We start from the raw sequence: 19,786 nt of genomic DNA, 5'->3' as shown, positions 1-19,786 counted from the left end.
TTACCATACATGCCGGAAGGAGTCAGGTCTTTACCGGTAAAAGGGTACCGCCGGGCGCTGGTAGATTGCTGGAAGTTGCCGCCCGCCACCCCCATATCTTCAACGCGGTACGAAAGGTAAAGGAGAAGGGGGATTGGAAGGATGGAAAAAAAACGGTGTTTATTCTGCGATCAAATCGTGCCGATCGGCCGTGAGGACGGGTACGATTTATATACGGGATGCTATTGCTCGCCGGATGGCTCCTACGGACTTCACCGGGACAGCTACGACCCTTACAGTGTTTTGTCTTATCAGACCAAACATCTCATGTTTCCCGTCATATCCGCCTACATCCGGGAGCTTACGGACTGCGGGGAGACGGTTCGCCTTACCATTGACGATCTGGAAGGAATCCGGAACTCGCCCCGTGTCCCGGTTACGATAGAAGACAAAGGCATCCGGCTTCTGCAATTTTTTCACAGGCACAGCGAAGGTCCGGACGAAGCCGTCGTGCTGCAGCAGCTCCCGAAGAGTTACAACTTGACGTATTCGCCCAACCTTCAAGAGCTGATCTATATCATCGAGAAGTTAAAAGAAGAACGGCTGCTCGAACGCATGGGCTCCAGCTTCAAACTGACGGCGCAAGGCTGGAAAACGGCCGAAGAAAGCCTGGGCGGCAAGCGGCTTAAACCGTGCTTCGTCCTGCTTCCCGAAGACGGGGAGACCCGTCTCCAGTGGACGGAGAAAGTGCTGCCCGTCATTGAGCAGTGCGGCTACGAGCCGCGCACGTCGGAGAGAACCGCCAGGGAAAAGGAAGCGGACTACAGCCTCCGAATGATCGCGGACAGCAAGCTCCTCATCGCGGACTTGGGCGCCCAAGGGCCGGAAGTGTTTCTGGCGGGCGGATACGCGCTCGGGCGCAATATCCCTGTCATCTGGACGTCCAGACGGATCGGGGATGAGACGACCGCATCTCCTTCCGAGAAAATCCGGCCTTTCGTCTGGGAGACGGCGGAGGAGCTCGCGTCTATTTTGAAGCAGCGGCTTACGAGCGAAGTGTTTTAAGGAAAGGTTTTAGGGACGGCCATCCGGGAGGATGGCTTTTTTCATGTGCCGTTCGGGAACGGAGACCGTAACTTTTCGTCATTTTCTGCGTCCAATACAAAGTAAACATGGGGGAGGGCACATAATGAAGAATAAAAAATGGATGGCGGCAGCCGTCTTAGGCTGTATGCTGACAGGTTCGGCCACGGCGAACGCCTATGAATCGAGATTGAAACCGTTCGGGGACGTGCCGGAGAGCGCCTGGTCCGCCGAACATATTTATACGCTAGCGGCCGTGCAGGCGCTGGACGGCTATCAGGACGGCGGGTTTCACCCGCTTGCGGCCATGTCCCGCGAAGAATTTATCAAGCTGCTCGTCACGGCGGCGAAAACCGGGTATGACGCGGATCATCCCGTCACCCTTACGGACGTCGGCCGGGAGCGCTGGTCCTATCCGATGATCGGCGCCGCTCTTCAGCGCGGCTGGATCAAAGCGATGGTGGACAGCGGCGGAGCCTTCCATCCGGCAGCACCGATCCGCAGGGAAGAGGTGGCCTACGCGATGGGAAGCCTGCTGCTGGACAAGCTGAGCGAAGCGGAGCGCGCAAGCTGGCTGGAGAGCGGCTGGAAGCGGGAACAGAGCAGTCGGGCGTTCGCGGACGCGGCGGGAGTCGACGAGGCGCTGAAGCCTTACGTCTATTACGCGGTGAACCGCGGAATGCTGGAAGGCAGCGAGAACGGCCTTGAGCCGGACAAGCAGCTCAGCCGCCAGGAAGCGGCTGCGGTCATCAACCGGCTGCTGCATAAGGAAGCCGGGAACAAGCCGCTGGAGGTGACGGGGTTTTATGCCGTGCAGTCGTACAACAGCCTCGGCAAAATGCCTCTCCTGGACCGCGTTGCCCTCGGCTGGTGGCACCTGAATTACGAAGGCGCCGGCTCCGCGAAGCTCGGTTCGGCAGGCGACCCGTTCAAGTTCAACCGGCCGGACGGCTGGGAAGAAGTGACGGCTGCCGCAAGCTCCAGTCACGTTTCCAAAGATCTGATGATTTTTGCCAACAAATCGCACGGCGTGGAAGAGTTTCTGGGGGATGCAGCAGCACGTAAGGCGTTTACGGCAGCGATTGCGGAAACTCTTTCCGATCCGAAGTACGGGTTCACCGGGGTTTCCATCGACTTTGAGGATTTGTACGGAGCGGATAAGAAAGCGGAGTTTGCCGCCTTCCTGAGCGAGGTCAAGGAAGCGGCGAAAGGCAAAACGCTCACCGTAGCGGTTCCTCCGACCTACTATTTCGAAGGTTACGATCTTCCGTCCATAGGTAAGACGGCGGATACGGTCATTCTCATGGCGTACGGTTTTCTGTACAAGCCGGACCGGCTCCCGTCCGCACCTCTTCCGCTAGTGGCCGAAGCCGTGAGGGATACGATTAAAGCGGGCGTCCCAGTGGAGAAGCTGGTTCTCGGCATCAGCAAGAAAACGGACCAGTTTATCGATCAGGGCGGAACGACGACCTACGCCTCGCCGGCGAGTTCGGCCGTGGAAGAGCGTCTGAAGAAACCCGGAGTCCAATCGACCTTATCCGTTCCTTATCTGCTCGGGCATATCCGGTACACGGATGGAGGCGCGCACGAATTGTTTTACGAGGATTCCGACAGTCTGGACCGCAAAATCTGGCTGGCGCGCTATTACGGCTTAAAAGGGGTTTCCCTCTGGTATATGGGCCAGTTTACGGATAGCGATTGGCAGCGGATCGACGCAGTGAAGTGAGAAATGCCGGAGTTTTGAAAAATAGACAGAAGCCGGGAATGTCCGCGAAAAAGCGGCTGTTCAGAGCCGCATTCGCCGTTCTGGCCGCCGTATTGTCCGCGATCATGCTGATTCAGCTCGTGATGACCAAAACGGGCGAGAAAAATCTGGAGAAGCTCGGACTGGACAGCGCCCGGTTGCTGACCGGACTGGACCCGGGAGTCGTCCGGAAAATGGACGAGCTGCTGGCCAAAACGGCGGCTATCGGCATTCAAGTCGTCATTACGGACGATTTCCGCAGCATGGAAGAACAGGACAAGCTGTACAGCCAGGGGCGGACAAGCGAAGGAAAAATTGTGACGCATGCCAAGGCGGGCGAGTCTTATCACAACTACGGCCTGGCAATCGACTTTGCCCTGAAAACGAAATCCGGCAAAATCATTTGGGACATGAACGCCGACTTGAACGGCGACGGCCGCAAAGACTGGTCGCAGGTCGTCGCGATTGCCAAGGAGCTCGGTTTCGAATGGGGCGGGGATTGGACCAATTTCCCCGACTATCCCCATCTGCAGCTCAGCTACGGTTTAAGCATCGCCGAGCTTCAGCGCGGCACGAAGACGGCCCGTTCGGGTCCTTAACGGGTAAAAAGGCGGTTTCACGGGGACGACACCCCGGAAAACCGCCTTTTTGGTATGCAGTTACGCGTTCTCCCGGGAATCGGGGCTGAACGTCATGCAGTTTTTCCCGCTGCGCTTGGACATATACAGAGCCTGGTCGGCTAGACGCATCGTTTCGATCGGATCCTCATGATGAAGCGGCCATACCGCTGCGCCTATACTGCAGCCGATTCTTAACGCTTGATCGTCCACGAGAAACGGCTCGTTCATTCTCTCCAGAATGCTCCCCGCCAGACGGATGGCGGCGGGATCGGGAGCGGAAGCGCCCGTCGGAAGGACGATGACAAACTCGTCTCCGCCCACCCGTGTAAGGATGCTGTCCGTACTCATTCCTTGTGTGAGCCTGAGGGCGGTCTGCTGGAGAAGCTTGTCTCCGAATAGATGTCCCAGCGAATCGTTTACTTTTTTGAACCCGTCCAGATCCAGATAAAGAAAGGTCAGTGTCGTCCCGTTCTCTTTCGCCTGCCGCATCGCCTGCTCCAGATAAGCGTCCAAGGCAATCCGGTTCGGCAGTCCCGTCAGCTTGTCGTGAAGAGCGAGATCGGACATCTGGTCCAGAGCATTCTCGGTCTTCGTCAAGTTGTCGACGAGGTTGCGCAGGGAATCCGATAAGATGCGGATCTCCCGGATAAACGTGAAAGCGGGGAATGCGGCAGGCTCGCCTTTCCGGAGCCGGTCCGCGGACCGGGTAATTTTTTGCAGCGGACGGACGACCCAGCCGGCGAGAAATGCGGCAAGCGCCGCAAATACGAGGGACAGGATAATACCGGCTGCGGTTATGTACGTTTTCAGTTCGCTAACGGACGTAAATGCGACGTCTGCGGGCTCCCTCACGAGAACGGACCAGCCCAGCCCGGGATAGTCCAGGTAGCCGTCTCCGTACGCGTAGCCGCTCAAATAGGTGCGCCCGCCTGGATACGTCTCTGTCAGCCAGCCGTTGCCTCCTGCTTGAGCCTGACGGATGCTGACCGTATCCAGCGGACGATACAGGGTTTCTTTCGGTCCGAGAAGGACCGTATTTTCTTTTTTACTCACAATGAGCACTTCGAGCTGTTTCATTTTGTCTTTAAGCGGCTGCAGAAGCGTGGCTTCGACTTCCCGGGACCACTCCCAGCTGAGATGGGCGGCGAGTACACCGGTAAGCTGACCCTGCTTGTTGTAGACCGGGGTGCTGATGTCGACGAACTGAAGCGGTTCGCCCGACGGATTGGGCAGAAGTTTGGCGAGCAGGACGGCTTCGTGGACGTCCCCGATAAACCGCCCTTTCTTCCCTTCGGTAAAAACGGGACGGGAGGCGATGTTGGTTCCCGTCAAAATGCCGTCCGTCGAAGCGGTCACTTTTCCTTCGGGATCGATAAAAGCGACCCAGGTGTAGGAGGGAAAGCTTTTTTTCAATTGTTCGAGCAAATTGCGAAGCTCTTTGGCGTCACCGGAGGCTTCCCGGTCAGAAAGCAGTTCGCTCAGGACGTCGATTTCACCGGCGCGGGACCACATAAAATGGTCCAGCTTGTCCGCCATTTGATAAGCGACCTGGGAGAGCGAGACGCCGATGGATTCTTCGACCTGATGGGTCGTTTTTTTGCCGATTACCGTACTCAGCACTACTGTCAGAAGACAGATGACCAAGGCGGATACGAGGGCAAACGTAGTGCGTAAACTGAGCGACATTCAAGCGGTCTCCTTGTTCATGTAAATCCGGTTCCCTGACCCCAAAATTGCAATCGGGAACAACCTTATTTATATCGACATCTTCGGACAGCTTGTTTAGAGGAGGCGGACGGGGATAAGGGGATGTGCAAAATCAGAAGAATTGCTCATTGACTTGCAATCAAACAGTGGTTTACAATATCTAATATAATACAAACGAAAATATATATTGTTTAGTAAAATGAAAGAGGAGAGAGCGATGGACAGAAGGGCAGAGCTGATTCGGCAGTTTAAAGAGATGGAGACGGAAGCAGGGGTGTATCAAATCCGCAATACGACGAACGACAAAATTTTTGTGGAAAGTTCCCCCAATTTCAAAAATATAAACGGGCGGACTTTTGAACTCAACATAGGCTCCCATCTGAACAAGGAGCTTCAGAAAGATTGGACGGAGCTGGGTGAAGAGAAGTTTGTCTTCGAAATCCTGGAAATCGTCGAGAAGAAAAAAAACGGCTATTTCGACTTAAAGGACGCGTTGAAAAAGATGGAGCGGAAGTGGCTGGACCGTCTTCAGCCATACGGCGACAATGGGTACAACAAGCCGCCTAGAGCGTGAACAAGCGGCCCAACTGCCGAAGTTAAGAGAGGATGCCGTCCGGAAGGGCAGGCACGCCTCTTTTTTCTTTGTAGGCGGAGTCCCGATATTGGTATAATGGGTGAAAAGATTTCAGGAGCCGGGGGAATCGGAATCATGACATACATAGCCTCCTTTGATATCGGCACGACCCATGTAAAAGGAATTCTCGTCAACAGGGACGGGGAATTGTTTCACGAGCAGAATGTTTCCCTGACCTGCCGCCAGGAGCCGCCCTTCATCGAGCAGGAGCCCGAGCAATGGTTTAAAGCGGTAGGCACGATTGTGAGTGAGTGGTTCCGGGACGGAATCGGCGCCGGGCAAATCGGCCTCGTCGCACTCAGCGGGCAAATGCAGGACTGTATCCCGGTGAACGGGCAGGGACACGCTGTCCGTCCGGCCATCCTATACTCAGACAGCCGCGCGGGAGCGGAAGCCCGGATGATCCGCGATGAAATCGGGGAAGAAGAAATTTTCCGAAGCGCGGCCAACCGGATGGACGGAACGCTGACGTTCCCTAAGCTGCTCTGGCTGAAAACGCATGAAGCGGACAACTGCGCCCGTACAAGCCGCTATCTGATTTCTTCGAAGGATTACGTCATCGCGCGCCTGACCGGGGTCTTCGTTACGGACCCGACCTCCGCGGCGACCACAGGGTGCATGGATATCAGGCGGCGGGAGTGGAGGGAGGACTGGCTCGCGCGGATGGGGCTTCCCGCCGGCAAGCTGCCGGACATTCTCCCTTCCGGGGAGACGGCCGGACGGGTGCACGCGGAAGGCAGCCGGCTTACGGGCCTGGCCGAGGGCACGCCCGTTCTGTGCGGCATCGGCGACGCGGGAGCCGCTACGCTCGGAGCCGGTGTCTACGAGCCCGGCGAGGTGTACGCCTACATCGGAACGACCGGATGGATAGCCGGCGTATCCGGCGGGGTGGCTGACCCGGCGGCGGGCCTGTTCAACCTCGCTTACGCGGAGCCCGGCCGCTACATCAATGTCGCTCCGCTGACGAACGCCGGCAATGCCCATCAATGGGCCGCCGAAGTGTTCGGACCGGAAGCGGCCGGGACGGACGGCCGCGGGATATACGAGGCGGCCGAACGCCTCGTGGAAGCATCCGACCGGGGCAGGAACAAGATCCTGTTCCTGCCCTATCTGAACGGGGAGAGATGCCCCGTTCAGGATGAGGGAGCGTCAGGCTGCTTCATCGGTCTGCGTCCTTCCACGACGAAAGCCGATATGGCGGCCGCCGTGCTGGAAGGCGTCGCTTTCGCGATGAAGCAGGTCATGGAGCTGCGCGGGGCGCCCGAAGGGGCTGCTTCTCTGACCTTAATCGGGGGAGGAGCGAGAAGCCGCCAGTGGTGCCGGATCCTGGCCGATGTGTTCGGGACGGAAGTATCCGTAGCCTCGGAATCGCAGTTTTTGCCGTGCCTGGGTGCCGCGGCGCTCGGATTTCCCGGCTTGGGCTGGGAAAGCAGCTATGACCGGTTATGCGAGAAAATTAAAAATAGACGGAAATGCGAAACGTTTAGTCCGGATGTGGAGAAAAAGGCGCATTACGAGTCCAAATATGCACGCTATCTGGAATTGTATCCGGCGCTTGCTCCGGTTTTCCGGCAGGCGGCGACGGAAGCTTAACAAGATGGGAGATTGACATGGAGCACTATCAGACGCTAATCGGGGTGGTTCTGGAGAAATTGAGCCAGTCTCATCAAGAACTGAAATTTAATTTGGACGGGTTGAACAGCGTGCTGGCCAACCATACCGCGGAAGAAATCGCAGCCGCTCCCGAGCTGCTGACGATACGCGAGCTTAGGGACGTGTATGCGGACATAGTCGCGGCGGCGGAAAAGCGTTTCCCGGGCTTGAAGGGATAGCCGTTCGCGCTCAGCGATAAAAACGCCAAATAAACCGGATCGTGAAGTTTACGACCCGGTTTATTTGCGTCTGCGAGCCAGACGTCAGCGACCATGCGTCTGCGACCATGCGTCTGCGAGTCGGACGATAGCGTCCGGATCTCAGCTGTATTTGCCGAGCAGTTCGGCAAGCATGGCTTTTATTTCCGCCAGAAGCTCAGGCGAATCTTTCACGGTTGCTTCACCGCCCAAGCCGATAAAAAATCTCGCGAAATAGGGAAGATCCTCCCTGGAAATGGTTCCTTGAAGCCAGCCGGTGCCATCTTCACGCATGGCAAGCTTCGGTTCCGGCCACGGCTCCGCCTCGCACGCCTCGACCCCTTCAAGGGTCAATTCCGCAAATACACGGACCTCGTTCCGCTCCTTGCGTCCCGCGGATGCCTTGTTTTCAAGATGAATATGGCGGAGGTCCAGCGCTTCCGCTGCCGAAGGGATAGCCGAATGAATGCGGTCGCACCGGAACACACGCATCCCTTCCGACCGGTAACAGTAGGCGGAGCAATACCAGAGGCCGTTTCTCGTAAAAATGCCGATCGGCTGGATTTCGCGGTCGGAACTTTTTTCCCGGGATTGATACCGGATGAGCAGCACTTTCTGCTGAACGGCCGCATCGAGCAGAGTGGATAAATAAGGAGAGACAGCCTTCCGCGCCGGTGTGATAAAATCCACCCGGTTCTTCATCTGATCGATCCGCTCCCGGACATCCTCGGGCATGTACGCGTAAAATTTTTTCAAGGCGGAGGAAGACTCCGTTTCAAACGGGAGGGAGGAATAGTGCCGGAGGGCGTGAACGGCGAAAAAGATAGACACGGCTTCTTCTTCGGTGAAGGCGATAGGAGGCAGCAGTCTCTCCCTCAGTACTTGATACCCGCCGTGCGGACCGACCTCCGAATAGAGAGGGACCCCTAATTCGCCCAGCTCCTGCAAATCCCGCAAAATCGTTCTCTGCGAAACGCCGAATTCCCTCGCGAGCTCTCCCACCGTAAACTTACGCTTCCGGTTCACCGTCATCATCAGTTCCATGAGTCTTTTTGATTTGGACATGTATAGGCTCCATTTTTTTAATTATGACAAGAGTTGTCACTATTATGCGTTATACTGAGTACAAAGTCCAGGAGAGATTCCCGAAAGGAAGTCCAGGAAGCAAAAATTTGACGAGAAAGAGGAGATTAGATGATGGAGCAAAGCAAGGATCATTCATCCGCAAAACGCAGCTATTTCAGATCCGGAGCCAACGAGCTTTCTTACGTGGATTACGGCGGTGCCGATAAACCGGTACTTCTGCTGCTGCACGGACATATGAACGATGCTGGAACGTTTACGGACCTGGCCTCCCGGCTGCAAAAAGACTGGAGGGTCATCGGTCTCGACCAGCGGGGACACGGCTGGAGCGGGCATCCGGCCGACACGGATTATTCCAGAGAGAGTTACGTCACCGATATCCTGAATCTGGTCCGTCAGGAGCTGGGCGGTCAGCCCGTTGTCATCCTGGGCCACTCGCTCGGTGGCATCAATGCGTATCAGTTCGCGGCGCGTCATCCCGAATATGTCCGGGCCGTGATCGTAGAAGATATCGGGGCGGAAATTGACGCCGACCTTTCCTTTGCCGAGAAACTTCCCGAGCGTTCTCCGACCTTGCAAGATCTGAGGGATTCGCTGGCACGGCTGGGACTTAAAGCGATCGATTATTTTTCCGAAAGCGTGTTTGAGGATGAGAAAGGCTGGGGATTCCGGACCGATTTAAAGGGAATGAAGTCTTCCCAGGAAAACAGCAACGGGCAGTGGTGGGAAGACTGGATGTCGTCGACATGTCCTATCCTGCTCATTCACGGCAAAAAAAGCTTTGTCATGAACGCCGAACAGGCGAAATGGATGCAGTCCCGGCGGCCGAATACTTTCCTCGAAATGTTTGAAGATTGCGGCCACGGAGTTCATTCCGACGATCCTGACGGGTATTATGCCGTTGTAAAAAAATTTCTCGACGGACTGGGCTAAAGCAAGAACGAGAATGAGAACGAGAATGTGGGAGTGAATGGCTAAAAGGGGAAAGGCAAAGCTAATCGCCTCCGGTTGAGAAGCGGGAAAGGACGGCAAGCGGTGAAACACAAAAGCAAGAAAACTACCCGGCGGTGTGCGGTGTCTTATGACAGCGGTCACCCACAGTATGCAAGAGAACGATTATAGAAGGAAATAGAAAAGGAAGAAGGCGAACGGCATGCCTTTCTTCCTTTTTTCACGATCTAAAGGCCGGCCACTTGTGTCCCACATCAGTTGCTGTCAGCGCGGAATAAAAAAAAGGCCATCTCAAGATGGCCTCATCCCTTCCCGGGATCGGGTTCCCGGCCGTCCCCGCACAGCAGCAGCGCTTCTTCCCAAGATAGAGAAGGTGCGGCGGACGCGGGCTTTTCGCCCTCAGGACCGAATTCGATCTCGATCAGCTCGACCGGACCGGAGGAATCCGCGAGCAGCGCATGTCCTGTGCCCGGTTTCAGATAAAAGACGTCCCCGGCTTTGACGACGGCTAAATGCCCGTCCATTATCATTTGGCCGGAACCGGACAGCAGCGTCCAGCTTTTTTTCGCGCTGCCGTGGGCCCGGTAGGGAAAAGATCTGCCGGGCAGCACGGTAACCCGGCGAATGACGACCTCCGTTGCGGCGTTGTCCGTACTGCCGAGCGTAGTGACGGTACCCCACCTGTACTCCTCGTACATGGGAGCTCTGCCTTTACCCGGATTGATTTGCTTGATCCGGCTGCTGCCTGTTTTGCTGGCTACGAGAATTCCGTCGGGACTTGCCGCTACGATAATCCCGGACACGTCGATGACATGTACAGGGGAGGAAAGCTCGTTGACGATGTGCGTATTCGCCGAATCGTCGGATACTTCGCCGGGGCCGACGGCCCGGCTTTCCAAATGCGGAGCAAGCGCCTGCCAGCTCCCCAAGTCGTCCCATCTGCCTTCGTACGGGAGGACAACGATCGGCTTCGTCTTCTCGACGACTTCCTCGTCAAAACTCAGTTCCGGCAGTTTGTCGTACAAGCCGAGCAGCTGCCCGTAATCGTCCGGCAAACCGCGCGATGCCAGAACCTCCAGCATGAATGAATTCGCAAAAGCAAACACGCCGCTGTTCCAGAGAGCTCCCCGGGACAAGAGCGCCGAAGCGCCCTGTTCGTCCGGTTTTTCCGCGAATTCCGCGACGGAAAGATACGGTACTGCCTCCCGGTTCTGCGCAGGCACCGGTACGATGTACCCGTACTGGGTGGACGGGAAGGACGGCTTCGTGCCGATCAGAGCCATGCGGGCGCCGGACTGTGCGAGCACAGAGGGGAGGGAGGCGACCTTCTCGAAGAAAGCGGCGTCCACGAACGGATCGGCAGGCATAAAACAGACGATCTCGTCGGGGCTTATGCCTTGGGTGTGCAGGTACCGGCTGGCGAGACCGATCGCCGTGAACGTCCCTCTTTTGTGCGGCTCCGCCAAAACCGGAATTTTTTCGCCGACCTGGCTTCGGACGATTTCAAGCTGGCTGAAGTGGGTAACGATAGATGTCGAACTGAGCAGCCCGGCGGCATCGAGCTGTCTGCACACGCGCTGAAGCATAGACTCTCTGCCGCCGTCAGGCGCCGGTAACAGCTTCAAGAACGTTTTGGACCGGATTTCGTTGGACAGCGGCCAAAGCCTCTTGCCGGATCCCCCCGACAGCAAAATGATTTTCACGACCCTTCCTCCTTGTCTGAAAAGTGCTGGTCAAGAAAAATTCGCCGGCCGACCGGCTGCTATTTGGCTTTTTTGGCTTTGAAATAGTAGCCTCCCCGTTTATGGAACGAGAGCGACCGGAATTTGCCGGCCCATTTCTCCCTTTCGCTGTGAGGGACGAACCGGATGCTTTTTTTGAATTCCTTGTTGCGGGCGGGTTTTAACAGGGAAGTGCCCGGATACCTGGCATGAACGAAGTTGCCGTACGTTTCGAACTCGGAAAAACCGAACTGCTTGGTCGTGTTCAGGTTGTTGAGAATAGCCCTGTACCACGGCATTTTGTGACGGGCCGAGATCGCCTTTTTCAGGCGGGACAGCTTGACTTTGTCGTAGAGCATATAGTGGTTGACATAGGAAGGGCGGGAAGTGGCTTTCTGTCCCAGGAGTTTGGCATGAATGCGGAAATATTCCTGGTGGCTCCAGTTCCGGGTAAAGAACACCTGCTTGCCTTTTTCCAGAAACCGGTGAGGGCGAATAAGCACGGTATCCGCGTCAGTGACGAGAAAATAGCGGTTGCCGCAAATTTTATCGCCGTTTAGTTTCAGCAGCTGCTGGTACAGCCAGCCTGAGCGGTCCCATCGTTTGGAACGGTAACGGATGTCTTTTTTCGTCAGGGGAAGAACGGAATTTTCATGCACAAACTTGCATTTTTTAACCTTGCAAAGTTTCTTGATCCGGGGACTGTCGGGCGAAACGATATAGATGCTGCCGATCGGATGTTTGACATGCCGGCGGAGTCCGTCAATGACGAAAGGAAGAGTTTCCAAATCTTTGTCGATAGCCGGGATCAGAACATCAATGGGGGTTCTGCCGCTTCCGGAAGCTTCGCTCATTCTCGCTTCATCTCCATTTATCAAAATCTATCGAAAGACATGCAATAAGATATGCGAGGGGGGGCCAACCCGTTTGTGTCCCTGTCTACTTCCTCCTTTCATAGAAAAAAGAGGGCGGAGGCCGGATAAGAGAATTCTTATCGGCTTTAACAAAAGCAGGAAAACGAGGTGAAATGTCGAATGTGATTCTTAAGACCTAGGTCAATTCGACTCGCTGCCTGCACCGGGTCCTTTTCATGTTTCCGCCAGGGGCGGAGCTGCAGAGGGCTGCAGGAAGCTTGTTAAAATAAACGGAAAGCGACGGGAACAGCATGAAAACTCGACAAGTGAAGGTCTTGGGAACTGGGGCCTATCTGCCGGAAAAGCGGGTAACCGCGGAAGATTTGGATAGAAGGCTCGGCAAACCCGAGGGCTGGGTGTATAAAAAATCGGGGGTAAAAGTCAGGCATTACGCGGAAAACGAAAGTGTTTCGCAGATGGGGGCGAAGGCCGCTTTCGCGGCACTGGCGGACGCAGGTCTGGAAGCGGAGCAGCTCGACTGCATCGTTTGTACGAATGCGGTTCCGGAGCAGCCCATTCCATGTACGGCGGCGCTGATCCAAAGTGAAATGAAGCTGGGCGATTCGGGCATTCCGTGTCTGGACGTCAACTCCACCTGCCTGTCGTTTCTGGCCGGTCTGGATCTGATTTCCTATCTGATCGACGCGGGCCGGTATGAGCGTGTCCTGCTGGTGGCCCCGGAAATCGCCTCGGTCGGCCTGAATTACAGCCAGTCGGAAAGCGCGATCCTGTTCGGGGACGGAGCGGCCGCCGTGGTAGTCGGGAAAACACCTGCGGGCGAAAGCTCGGGGATCGTGGCTTCCCGTATAGAAACCTACGGCTCCGGCGCGGCGCTCTCCGAGGTGCGAGGGGGCGGCTCCAAGCTGCCCTCGATCGCTTACGAGCCGGATCGTATCGCGGATTTCCTGTTCGATATGCAGGGGGAAGCCTTGTTTAAGAAGACGTCCAAGCTGCTGCCCGATTTTCTGAAAAAGCTGTTCGGAGAAGCCGGCGTCACGCTGGAAGACGTCGCCCTCGTCATTCCCCATCAGGGAAGCGCCATGGCGATGAGGCTGCTTCAGCGAAAGCTGCGGATTCCGGACGACAAATTGATGAACATCATCGAACATCACGGCAATATGATCGCCGCCTCGCTGCCGATGGGGCTGCACGAAGCGGTCCGGCTGGGCCGGCTGAAACGCGGAGACTTGACGGCCGTTATCGGCATCTCGGCCGGGCTGTCCCTGGGCGGGCTTCTTCTTGAGTACTAGCAAGAAGTCCGGAAGCCGCCGCATCCTCATTACCGGCGGCCGGGCGCCCGCCGCGCTGGAATTGGCCCGCCAGCTATCGGCCCTCGGCCATACGATTTATGCGGCCGACAGTCTGGCAAGCCCTCTGCTGCGCTTTTCGCGCTGCATAGAGAAGTTTATCCGCATCCCGGGACCGCGGGACAATCCGTCCGCTTTTGCGGAAGCGCTGCAGGCAATCGTCCTGGAGCAGAGCATCGACCTGCTGATCCCGACGTGCGAAGAAATTTATTATATCGCTCAAATAAAGAACAAGCTGCAGGGCTGCACCGTGCTGGCCGATGATTTCGGCAAGCTGATCGCCCTTCATGATAAAGCGTCCTTTATCCGCCGGGTAAAGGAGATGGCACTGCCTGCACCCCATACGGTCCTTCTGGAAACGGAGGAGGACATGCACGCGCTTCTGGAACGGGAGGGCACGCGGAAATGGGTGCTGAAGCCTGTTTTCTCCAGATTCGCGAATCACATACGTCTGTTCAGTCCGGGTGAAGTACGGCCCCGGATTAACGTTTCGCATGAGAATCCCTGGATCGCTCAGCATTTCGTCGAAGGGCAGGAATACTGCGTCTATGCCATTGCCCACAAGGGCCGGTTGACCGCGTATGCGGATTACGCCGCGGATTTCACGGCGGGACGGGGCGCGACTATTTATTTCAAAACCTGCGGACGTCAGGATCTCTTCGGATGGGTGGAGCATTTTGTCCGTGAAATCGGGTTTACGGGACAGATCGCGTTTGACTTTATCGTCAATGAAGCCGGCGTTATTTATCCGCTGGAGTGCAATCCGCGGGCAACGAGCGGGCTGCATCTGTTTACGCCCGATGAGGGAATAGACCGGGCCCTGACGGACTGCACGGACACGGTTATAAGCCCTTCACCCGGAGGCCGTCCCGCGATGATTGCCGCTGCGATGCTGATGTACGGAGCGGCCGCGTGCGGAACGCCTGCCGGGCTGCGTCACTGGATTACCAGCCTTGCGCGGGGCAGGGATGTGATTTTCAGTCCGGGCGACTGGGGACCTGCTCTGGCCCAAGGCCGGATTTTGCTGGACTTATGGAGAGAAGCGCGGGCAAAACGTGTGCCGCTTAAAGAGATTACCACTTACGACATCGAATGGAATGGTTACTATGAAAGCGTTAGTGACGGGGGCGACAGGTTTTCTCGGAGGAAATCTGATCCGCCGCCTGCTGGAGGAAGGTTATGAGGTGACGGCGGTCGGCCGCAACCCGGAAGCCGGAAGAAAGCTGGCGCAAGAAGGGGCCGACTTTGCGCGGATGGACCTGGCGTCGGAAGAAATGCCGGAGGCCGTCCGCGGCCACGAGATTGTTTTCCACTGCGGAGCGATGTCCTCTCCGTGGGGGGTTTACCGCGATTTCTACACATCCAATGTGACCGGGACGCGGCAGATCATCCGGGGCTGCATGAAGCACGGCGTCCGGCGACTCGTTCATGTGTCCACCCCGTCGATCTATTTCGACTACCGGGACCGCTACGGCATCTCCGAAGAAGAACCGCTGCCGATGAGAGGCGTCAATGCCTACGCGCAGACGAAACGTCTGGCGGAAAGCGAACTGGACGCCGCCCGCAAGGCCGGTCTTCCGGTGATCACGATCCGGCCGAGAGGGCTTTTCGGTCCCGGTGACACGGCGATTTTCCCGCGTCTGCTGCGGGCCAACGAGGAGAAGTTCGTGCCCGTTTTCGGCGGCGGACGCGCGTTTATGGATGTCACCTACGTGGACAACGTGACGGAAGCGCTTCTGTGCTGCGCCCGCGCCGATAAGACCTGTGACGGGCAGAAGTATAACATCACCAACGGAGAGCCCGTCTATGTGTACGAGCTGCTGGCGGAGCTTTTCCGGCTGCTGGAGATGCCCTTCCGCGCCCGGAAGGTTCCGTATCCGGCAGCTTACGGCGCGGCGGCGGCGATGGAAGCGTTCGCCGCACTTCCTTTCGCGCGCAAAGAACCGATGCTCACGAGATACACGGTGGCGCTGCTGGCCTTCAGCCAGACGCTGGATATTTCCAAAGCGGAGCGGGAGCTCGGCTACAAGCCCCGGGTTTCCGTCGCGGACGGCATCCGGCGGTTCAGCTTGTGGTGGCGGGAACAGGAGGGACACGCATGAAACTGACGATGCACTGCACGGGTACCTGCAAGCAGTTGGAGATCCTGTCACTCCGCGGGGGGAAATGGCGGTCCGTCGCGTTTCCGGGCCTTTTTGCCATGCTTGAACATCTGTCCGAAGGGTTAATTTTGTTTGATACGGGATATTCCCCGCGTTTTGCGGAGGCGACACGCCGGCTTCCCTATGCGCTGTACCGCTGGACGACTCCGGTGGAGACGGGGGGACATCTAACCGCCGCGGAGCATGTAAGGGCGGCCGGATACGCTCCGGAGGATGTGACTGCGGTCATAATTTCGCATTTTCATGCGGATCACATCTGCGGGCTGGCGGACTTTCCGAACGCGAAGTTCATCTGCTCGAAGGCGGGCTATGATTCGGTCGCTTCCTTAAAAGGTCTGGCTGCGGTAAAAAGAGCGGTGCTCCCGGACTTGATTCCTCCGGATTTCGAGACCCGGGCAAACTGGGTGGAGCAGTGCCAGGAAGCGGCGCTGCCCGCCGCGTGCCGCCCGTTCGAGCGGGGCTGGGACCTCTTTGGCGACGGGAGTGTGACCGCCGTGGATCTTTCCGGCCATGCCGCTCACCAGATCGGCGTCTTTCTGAGGGGAACGGACGGAAATCCCGTGCTGCTCGGCGCGGACGCAAGCTGGTCGGCGCAGGCCGTGCGGGAAAACCGGCTGCCCAGTCCGCCCGCTTTTATTTTGTTCGACGGCAGGCGGGACTACAAACGTACTTTCGGCAATCTCGTGGAGCTGCACCGCAGGCAGCCGGAGATGCGCCTTCTTTTTACCCATTGTGCGGAAGCCTGGGAACTTTGCGGAAAGGAGGGCATTGAACTCCTGTGAAACTCATCCTGCTGCTCAAACAATACGCCCTGACCAAATGGAACGGGCAAAGATGGAAAAGCCGGGAAGACCTTGAGGCTTGGCAAAACGCGCGGGTCCGGGCATTTCTGGAAGAAACCCGGCGCAAGTCGCCTTTCTACGCCCGCCTGTTTGAAGGTCTCCCGCCGGATAGCTGGCGCGAATGGCCGACCATAGACAAGACGGCCATGATGGATGCCTTCGACGAGCTGAACACCGCGGGCATCACGAAGGACGAAGCGCTCCATGCGGCCCTTCAAGCCGAGCGGGAGCGCGACTTTACCCCCGAGCTGAACGGGGTTACCGTCGGGCTTTCTTCCGGCACGTCGGGCAACCGCGGGCTGTTCATCGTCAGCGCCGAGGAAAGAGCGGCGTGGGCGGGCGCCGCCCTGGCGAGAGCTCTGCCGGGTTCCCTGCTGCGGAAGCACCGGATCGCCTTCTTTCTCCGGGCGGACAGCAACCTGTACCAGACGGTGCAATCCCGAAGAATCCAGTTCAGCTTCTTCGACATGATCCGCCCGGTCCCGGAGCATATCGAGCGGCTCGGCCGGCTGCAGCCGACTCTCCTGATCGCCCCGCCGTCCATGCTCCGGCTGCTGGCGGAAGCGAAGCAGAGGGGAGAACTGGCGATTGCGCCGAACAAAATCATTTCCGTCGCGGAAGTGCTGGAACCGGTCGACCGGCAGGAGATCGAGCTTGCTTTCAACACCCGGCTGCACCAGATTTATCAATGCACCGAAGGGTTTCTGGGCGCAACCTGCGAACACGGGACGCTGCATCTCAATGAGGATATCGCCGTGATTCAGCGGGAGTACGTAGATTCCGAGCGGCGGACGTTTATGCCGGTGATTACGGATTTTTCCCGTACATCCCAGCCCATCATCCGCTACCGGCTGAACGATCTGCTCACGCTCCGGGATGAACCTTGTCCCTGCGGTTCGGTGTTCACGGCGGTCGAATCCGTCAGCGGACGCGCGGACGACTTGTTCTTCGGCCGGAGTATGGACGGAGGACAGGACGTTCCGGTCTTCCCGGATTTCATCCGGCGGGCGGTGATGCTGGCTTCGGACGGAATCACCGAATACAAAGTCATCCAGCGTGACCGGGAACGTCTGGAGGTATCGGTCCGCACGAAAGAAGGAGTGCCGGACGTCACCGGACCGCTCCGGCGGGAGTTGGCCGGGATTTTCGCCCGGCACGGCTGCCGGCCTCCGGAAATCACGTTTGCGCCTTACTCGTTCCAGCCGGGCTTGACGAAATTGCGCAGAATTGAGCGCGCCTATGCCGTAGAGCCGGATATGACGGCAAGAGAAGGGTGGATCGGCAGCAGATGAATGTGCTCCTCACAGGCTGCCGATCCTACGCGGCTCTGGATCTGGCGAGGCGGTTCCGGGATTCCGGGTGGAACGTATATGCCGCGGACAGTGTCAAATTTCCGGTGTGCCGCGGCTCACGGGCGATAAAAGAATTCTTCCATGTTCCTTCTCCGAGAGAAGGATGCCGGGAATTTATTGCCGCGCTGGCGGCCATTATCCGGTCTGCCGGAATCGATCTGCTCCTGCCTACGAGCGAGGAAATCTTTTATATCGCCCATGGGCGGGAAGAGCTGGCCCGGTACTGCCGCGTGTTCTGCGACGATTTCGAAGTCCTGAACTCGCTGCACAACAAATGGAACTTCTCCGGACTGACGGAAGGAATGTCCGCGCAGACGCCAGAGACGAAGCTGCTTATATCCGCCGCTCAATTGAAAGAACTCGGCGATCCGTCCGCATTCGCGTTCAAACCGGTGTACAGCCGCTTCGCTTCGGAGGCGCTTCTGGCTCCTTCCCGGCTTCCGGAGGGCTTTGCGCCGTCCGCGCACCGGCCCTGGATCGCGCAGCGGTACATCCGCGGCCGGGAGCTGTGCAGCTATCACTTGGCCGTGGACGGAGAAATCGCCGCGTACGGTTCCTACGAGCCTCTGTACCGGCTCGGCCAGGCTTCCGGCTATTACTTCAAGCCGGTGCATCGCGAGAAAATCGACCGCTTCGCGGCCGAACTGGTCCGCAAGCTGGATTTTACGGGGCATGTGGCATTCGATTACATAGAAGATAAGGACGGCACCCTGCACGTGCTGGAATGCAACCCGAGGGCGACGAGCGGACTGCATCTCGCAGACAACGCCGGGCTGATGAAGCCGTTCGGCCGCAGGGGAGAACGGCTTTCCGAAGTGACCGAGGGGAAGCTTTTTGCCGACGGCCGCACTTCCTTGGAAAATCCGGCGGCAATCCGGAGAGGCCCCGGAAGCCTCGAAAGCCCCAGAAGCCCCGAAAACCCCGAATGCCCGGAGCCTGCGGAAGCTCCCCCGATGATCGGGTACGCGATGCTGGCGAATCCCTTTTACCACGGCTTTAGCCCCTCGGGAATCGGGCGGTGGTTCCACGATTTCCGGCATGGGCGCGATGTGCTTTTCAGCAGGCAAGACCCGTGGGTGCCGCTGCTGCATGCGGGCAGTCTGGCCGAAACGGTTTTCGACTCGCTGCGCAGGCGGATTCCTTTTAAAGATGCGGCAACCGCCGATATCGAATGGGACGGAGAAGCTTTGAACTGAGGGCGTGCTGCGCCGCGGAGGCTCTTTTTTCCATATAAGACTAAAGACAGAAGAGGAGGTGCCTGCCGTTGCGGGACTATTTTTTCGACGAAGTGTTCGCTAAAGAAGCGGGGGCCGCGGAGGAAGTTCTTGAGAGCTTCCATCAAACATGGAAGTTGCCTTTGACGGAAGAAGAAATTCGGGAAATCGCCGCGAGACAGAAGAACCCTTTTCCGGTAAACTCGCCCTTTTACAATCAATATATCCCGATCGATCCGACAAGATGGCGTATGCCGCAGGGGAAACTGCCGGGCGCGTATGCGGAATTTCTGCGTTACTCGAACGGAGGGGAATTTCGGACCGGGGAACGATATTTCCAGTTTTTCTCCACTTCCGAATTCCGTGAGATGAATCTGGCGTACGAGCTGCCCGAATACATGCCGTTATCCGTTTCTTTTGCGATGGACGGCTGCGGCAACCATTATCTTTTCGATATGAGAAAAGCGCCGGTGGAAGGCGAATATCCTATCCTTGCCGCTCATTCGGGAAATCTCGGGTACGACGAATGCGTCCGGGTGGCGGATTCCTTCGAGGCGCTTTGCCGGGGAAGAAGCTCGCTGGACGAAGAATTAGACAGCCGTTACACGTAAACGGCCGGGGAG

Annotated in this window: 18 protein-coding genes; 14 read left to right on the top strand and 4 right to left on the bottom strand. The window is 57.4% G+C overall.

The genetic code is table 11. The annotated features are described in order from the left end of the window. The first annotated feature begins 141 nt into the window (after positions 1–141). The 3 genes from HMPREF1207_RS02295 (at position 142) to HMPREF1207_RS30510 (ending at position 3,405) form a co-directional block, all read left to right on the top strand. Positions 142–1,044, top strand: a complete 903-nt coding sequence (locus tag HMPREF1207_RS02295) for a hypothetical protein (protein ID WP_009672757.1) — start codon at positions 142–144, stop codon at positions 1,042–1,044. 124 nt (positions 1,045–1,168) lie between these two features. Then, positions 1,169–2,788 carry a glycosyl hydrolase family 18 protein gene (locus tag HMPREF1207_RS02290; RefSeq protein ID WP_009672841.1) on the top strand — a complete coding sequence of 540 codons (1,620 nt, stop codon included), beginning with the start codon at positions 1,169–1,171 and terminating at the stop codon, positions 2,786–2,788. Positions 2,789–2,826: 38 nt separating this feature from the next. Continuing rightward, on the top strand, positions 2,827–3,405 hold the full coding sequence (locus HMPREF1207_RS30510) for a M15 family metallopeptidase (protein ID WP_050803007.1): 579 nt from the start codon (positions 2,827–2,829) through the stop codon (positions 3,403–3,405). 60 nt (positions 3,406–3,465) lie between these two features. Here the strand turns inward: HMPREF1207_RS30510 and HMPREF1207_RS02280 are convergent, their stop codons facing one another. Continuing rightward, positions 3,466–5,112: a GGDEF domain-containing protein gene (locus tag HMPREF1207_RS02280; RefSeq protein WP_009672783.1), complete on the bottom strand. Its 1,647-nt coding sequence runs from the start codon at positions 5,110–5,112 to the stop codon at positions 3,466–3,468. Positions 5,113–5,350: 238 nt separating this feature from the next. On the opposite strand from HMPREF1207_RS02280, the gene HMPREF1207_RS02275 reads away from it, so the two are divergent. The 3 genes from HMPREF1207_RS02275 (at position 5,351) to HMPREF1207_RS02265 (ending at position 7,599) form a co-directional block, all read left to right on the top strand. Beyond that, positions 5,351–5,707 carry a GIY-YIG nuclease family protein gene (locus HMPREF1207_RS02275; RefSeq protein WP_009672894.1) on the top strand — a complete coding sequence of 119 codons (357 nt, stop codon included), beginning with the start codon at positions 5,351–5,353 and terminating at the stop codon, positions 5,705–5,707. 135 nt (positions 5,708–5,842) lie between these two features. Next, positions 5,843–7,360: a xylulokinase gene (locus HMPREF1207_RS02270; RefSeq protein WP_016423420.1), complete on the top strand. Its 1,518-nt coding sequence runs from the start codon at positions 5,843–5,845 to the stop codon at positions 7,358–7,360. 17 nt (positions 7,361–7,377) lie between these two features. Beyond that, the gene (locus HMPREF1207_RS02265; protein ID WP_009672673.1) at positions 7,378–7,599 is read left to right on the top strand and encodes a hypothetical protein; all 222 of its coding nucleotides are present in this window, start codon (positions 7,378–7,380) and stop codon (positions 7,597–7,599) included. A gap of 141 nt (positions 7,600–7,740) precedes the next feature. On the opposite strand, the gene HMPREF1207_RS02260 is transcribed toward HMPREF1207_RS02265, so the two are convergent. Then, positions 7,741–8,682 (bottom strand): helix-turn-helix transcriptional regulator, encoded by a 942-nt coding sequence (locus tag HMPREF1207_RS02260; protein WP_009672850.1) that lies wholly within the window; start codon positions 8,680–8,682, stop codon positions 7,741–7,743. A 129-nt stretch (positions 8,683–8,811) separates the two neighbouring features. On the opposite strand from HMPREF1207_RS02260, the gene HMPREF1207_RS02255 reads away from it, so the two are divergent. Beyond that, complete coding sequence (locus tag HMPREF1207_RS02255; protein WP_009672872.1) at positions 8,812–9,633, top strand: alpha/beta fold hydrolase; 822 nt, start codon at positions 8,812–8,814, stop codon at positions 9,631–9,633. Positions 9,634–9,953: 320 nt separating this feature from the next. Here the strand turns inward: HMPREF1207_RS02255 and HMPREF1207_RS02250 are convergent, their stop codons facing one another. After that, complete coding sequence (locus HMPREF1207_RS02250; RefSeq protein ID WP_009672726.1) at positions 9,954–11,354, bottom strand: sugar phosphate nucleotidyltransferase; 1,401 nt, start codon at positions 11,352–11,354, stop codon at positions 9,954–9,956. 59 nt (positions 11,355–11,413) lie between these two features. Further along, positions 11,414–12,226 (bottom strand): DUF6492 family protein, encoded by an 813-nt coding sequence (locus HMPREF1207_RS02245; RefSeq protein WP_009672738.1) that lies wholly within the window; start codon positions 12,224–12,226, stop codon positions 11,414–11,416. 311 nt (positions 12,227–12,537) lie between these two features. Here HMPREF1207_RS02245 and HMPREF1207_RS02240 point away from each other — a divergent pair, with 311 nt between their 5' ends. From HMPREF1207_RS02240 to HMPREF1207_RS02210, 7 genes are all read left to right on the top strand, one after another. Then, positions 12,538–13,536 carry a beta-ketoacyl-ACP synthase III gene (locus tag HMPREF1207_RS02240; RefSeq protein WP_009672847.1) on the top strand — a complete coding sequence of 333 codons (999 nt, stop codon included), beginning with the start codon at positions 12,538–12,540 and terminating at the stop codon, positions 13,534–13,536. Then, positions 13,526–14,776 (top strand): ATP-grasp domain-containing protein, encoded by a 1,251-nt coding sequence (locus HMPREF1207_RS02235; RefSeq protein ID WP_009672687.1) that lies wholly within the window; start codon positions 13,526–13,528, stop codon positions 14,774–14,776. Before HMPREF1207_RS02240 ends, HMPREF1207_RS02235 begins: the two co-directional genes overlap by 11 nt. Continuing rightward, positions 14,700–15,695, top strand: coding sequence for an NAD-dependent epimerase/dehydratase family protein (locus HMPREF1207_RS02230; protein ID WP_082211294.1), 996 nt, complete (start codon positions 14,700–14,702; stop codon positions 15,693–15,695). The genes HMPREF1207_RS02235 and HMPREF1207_RS02230 overlap by 77 nt, the downstream gene beginning before the upstream one ends. Next, on the top strand, positions 15,692–16,537 hold the full coding sequence (locus HMPREF1207_RS02225; protein ID WP_009672816.1) for an MBL fold metallo-hydrolase: 846 nt from the start codon (positions 15,692–15,694) through the stop codon (positions 16,535–16,537). Before HMPREF1207_RS02230 ends, HMPREF1207_RS02225 begins: the two co-directional genes overlap by 4 nt. Further along, on the top strand, positions 16,534–17,889 hold the full coding sequence (locus HMPREF1207_RS02220) for a F390 synthetase-related protein (RefSeq protein WP_009672756.1): 1,356 nt from the start codon (positions 16,534–16,536) through the stop codon (positions 17,887–17,889). The genes HMPREF1207_RS02225 and HMPREF1207_RS02220 overlap by 4 nt, the downstream gene beginning before the upstream one ends. Beyond that, a complete protein-coding gene (locus HMPREF1207_RS02215; RefSeq protein WP_009672751.1) occupies positions 17,886–19,145 on the top strand; it encodes an ATP-grasp domain protein in 1,260 nt (419 codons plus the stop codon). The genes HMPREF1207_RS02220 and HMPREF1207_RS02215 overlap by 4 nt, the downstream gene beginning before the upstream one ends. A 68-nt stretch (positions 19,146–19,213) precedes the next feature. Next, complete coding sequence (locus HMPREF1207_RS02210; protein WP_009672819.1) at positions 19,214–19,774, top strand: SMI1/KNR4 family protein; 561 nt, start codon at positions 19,214–19,216, stop codon at positions 19,772–19,774. Positions 19,775–19,786 lie beyond the last annotated feature (12 nt).

Source organism: Paenibacillus sp. HGH0039, from assembly GCF_000411255.1.
Taxonomy (GTDB): Bacteria; Bacillota; Bacilli; order Paenibacillales; family NBRC-103111; genus Paenibacillus_F.
This window is presented reverse-complemented; position numbering and strand designations above follow the sequence as displayed.

What these genes read in the sequence shown, in the direction of transcription:
- HMPREF1207_RS02295 (WP_009672757.1), top strand. Translation starts at nt 142, where the DNA reads ATGGAAAAAAAACGGTGTTTATTCTGCGATCAAATCGTGCCGATCGGC.
- HMPREF1207_RS02290 (WP_009672841.1), top strand. Translation starts at nt 1,169, where the DNA reads ATGAAGAATAAAAAATGGATGGCGGCAGCCGTCTTAGGCTGTATGCTG.
- HMPREF1207_RS30510 (WP_050803007.1), top strand. Translation starts at nt 2,827, where the DNA reads ATGTCCGCGAAAAAGCGGCTGTTCAGAGCCGCATTCGCCGTTCTGGCC.
- HMPREF1207_RS02280 (WP_009672783.1), bottom strand. Translation starts at nt 5,112, where the DNA reads ATGTCGCTCAGTTTACGCACTACGTTTGCCCTCGTATCCGCCTTGGTC.
- HMPREF1207_RS02275 (WP_009672894.1), top strand. Translation starts at nt 5,351, where the DNA reads ATGGACAGAAGGGCAGAGCTGATTCGGCAGTTTAAAGAGATGGAGACG.
- HMPREF1207_RS02270 (WP_016423420.1), top strand. Translation starts at nt 5,843, where the DNA reads ATGACATACATAGCCTCCTTTGATATCGGCACGACCCATGTAAAAGGA.
- HMPREF1207_RS02265 (WP_009672673.1), top strand. Translation starts at nt 7,378, where the DNA reads ATGGAGCACTATCAGACGCTAATCGGGGTGGTTCTGGAGAAATTGAGC.
- HMPREF1207_RS02260 (WP_009672850.1), bottom strand. Translation starts at nt 8,682, where the DNA reads ATGTCCAAATCAAAAAGACTCATGGAACTGATGATGACGGTGAACCGG.
- HMPREF1207_RS02255 (WP_009672872.1), top strand. Translation starts at nt 8,812, where the DNA reads ATGATGGAGCAAAGCAAGGATCATTCATCCGCAAAACGCAGCTATTTC.
- HMPREF1207_RS02245 (WP_009672738.1), bottom strand. Translation starts at nt 12,226, where the DNA reads ATGAGCGAAGCTTCCGGAAGCGGCAGAACCCCCATTGATGTTCTGATC.
- HMPREF1207_RS02240 (WP_009672847.1), top strand. Translation starts at nt 12,538, where the DNA reads ATGAAAACTCGACAAGTGAAGGTCTTGGGAACTGGGGCCTATCTGCCG.
- HMPREF1207_RS02230 (WP_082211294.1), top strand. Translation starts at nt 14,700, where the DNA reads ATGAAAGCGTTAGTGACGGGGGCGACAGGTTTTCTCGGAGGAAATCTG.
- HMPREF1207_RS02225 (WP_009672816.1), top strand. Translation starts at nt 15,692, where the DNA reads ATGAAACTGACGATGCACTGCACGGGTACCTGCAAGCAGTTGGAGATC.
- HMPREF1207_RS02215 (WP_009672751.1), top strand. Translation starts at nt 17,886, where the DNA reads ATGAATGTGCTCCTCACAGGCTGCCGATCCTACGCGGCTCTGGATCTG.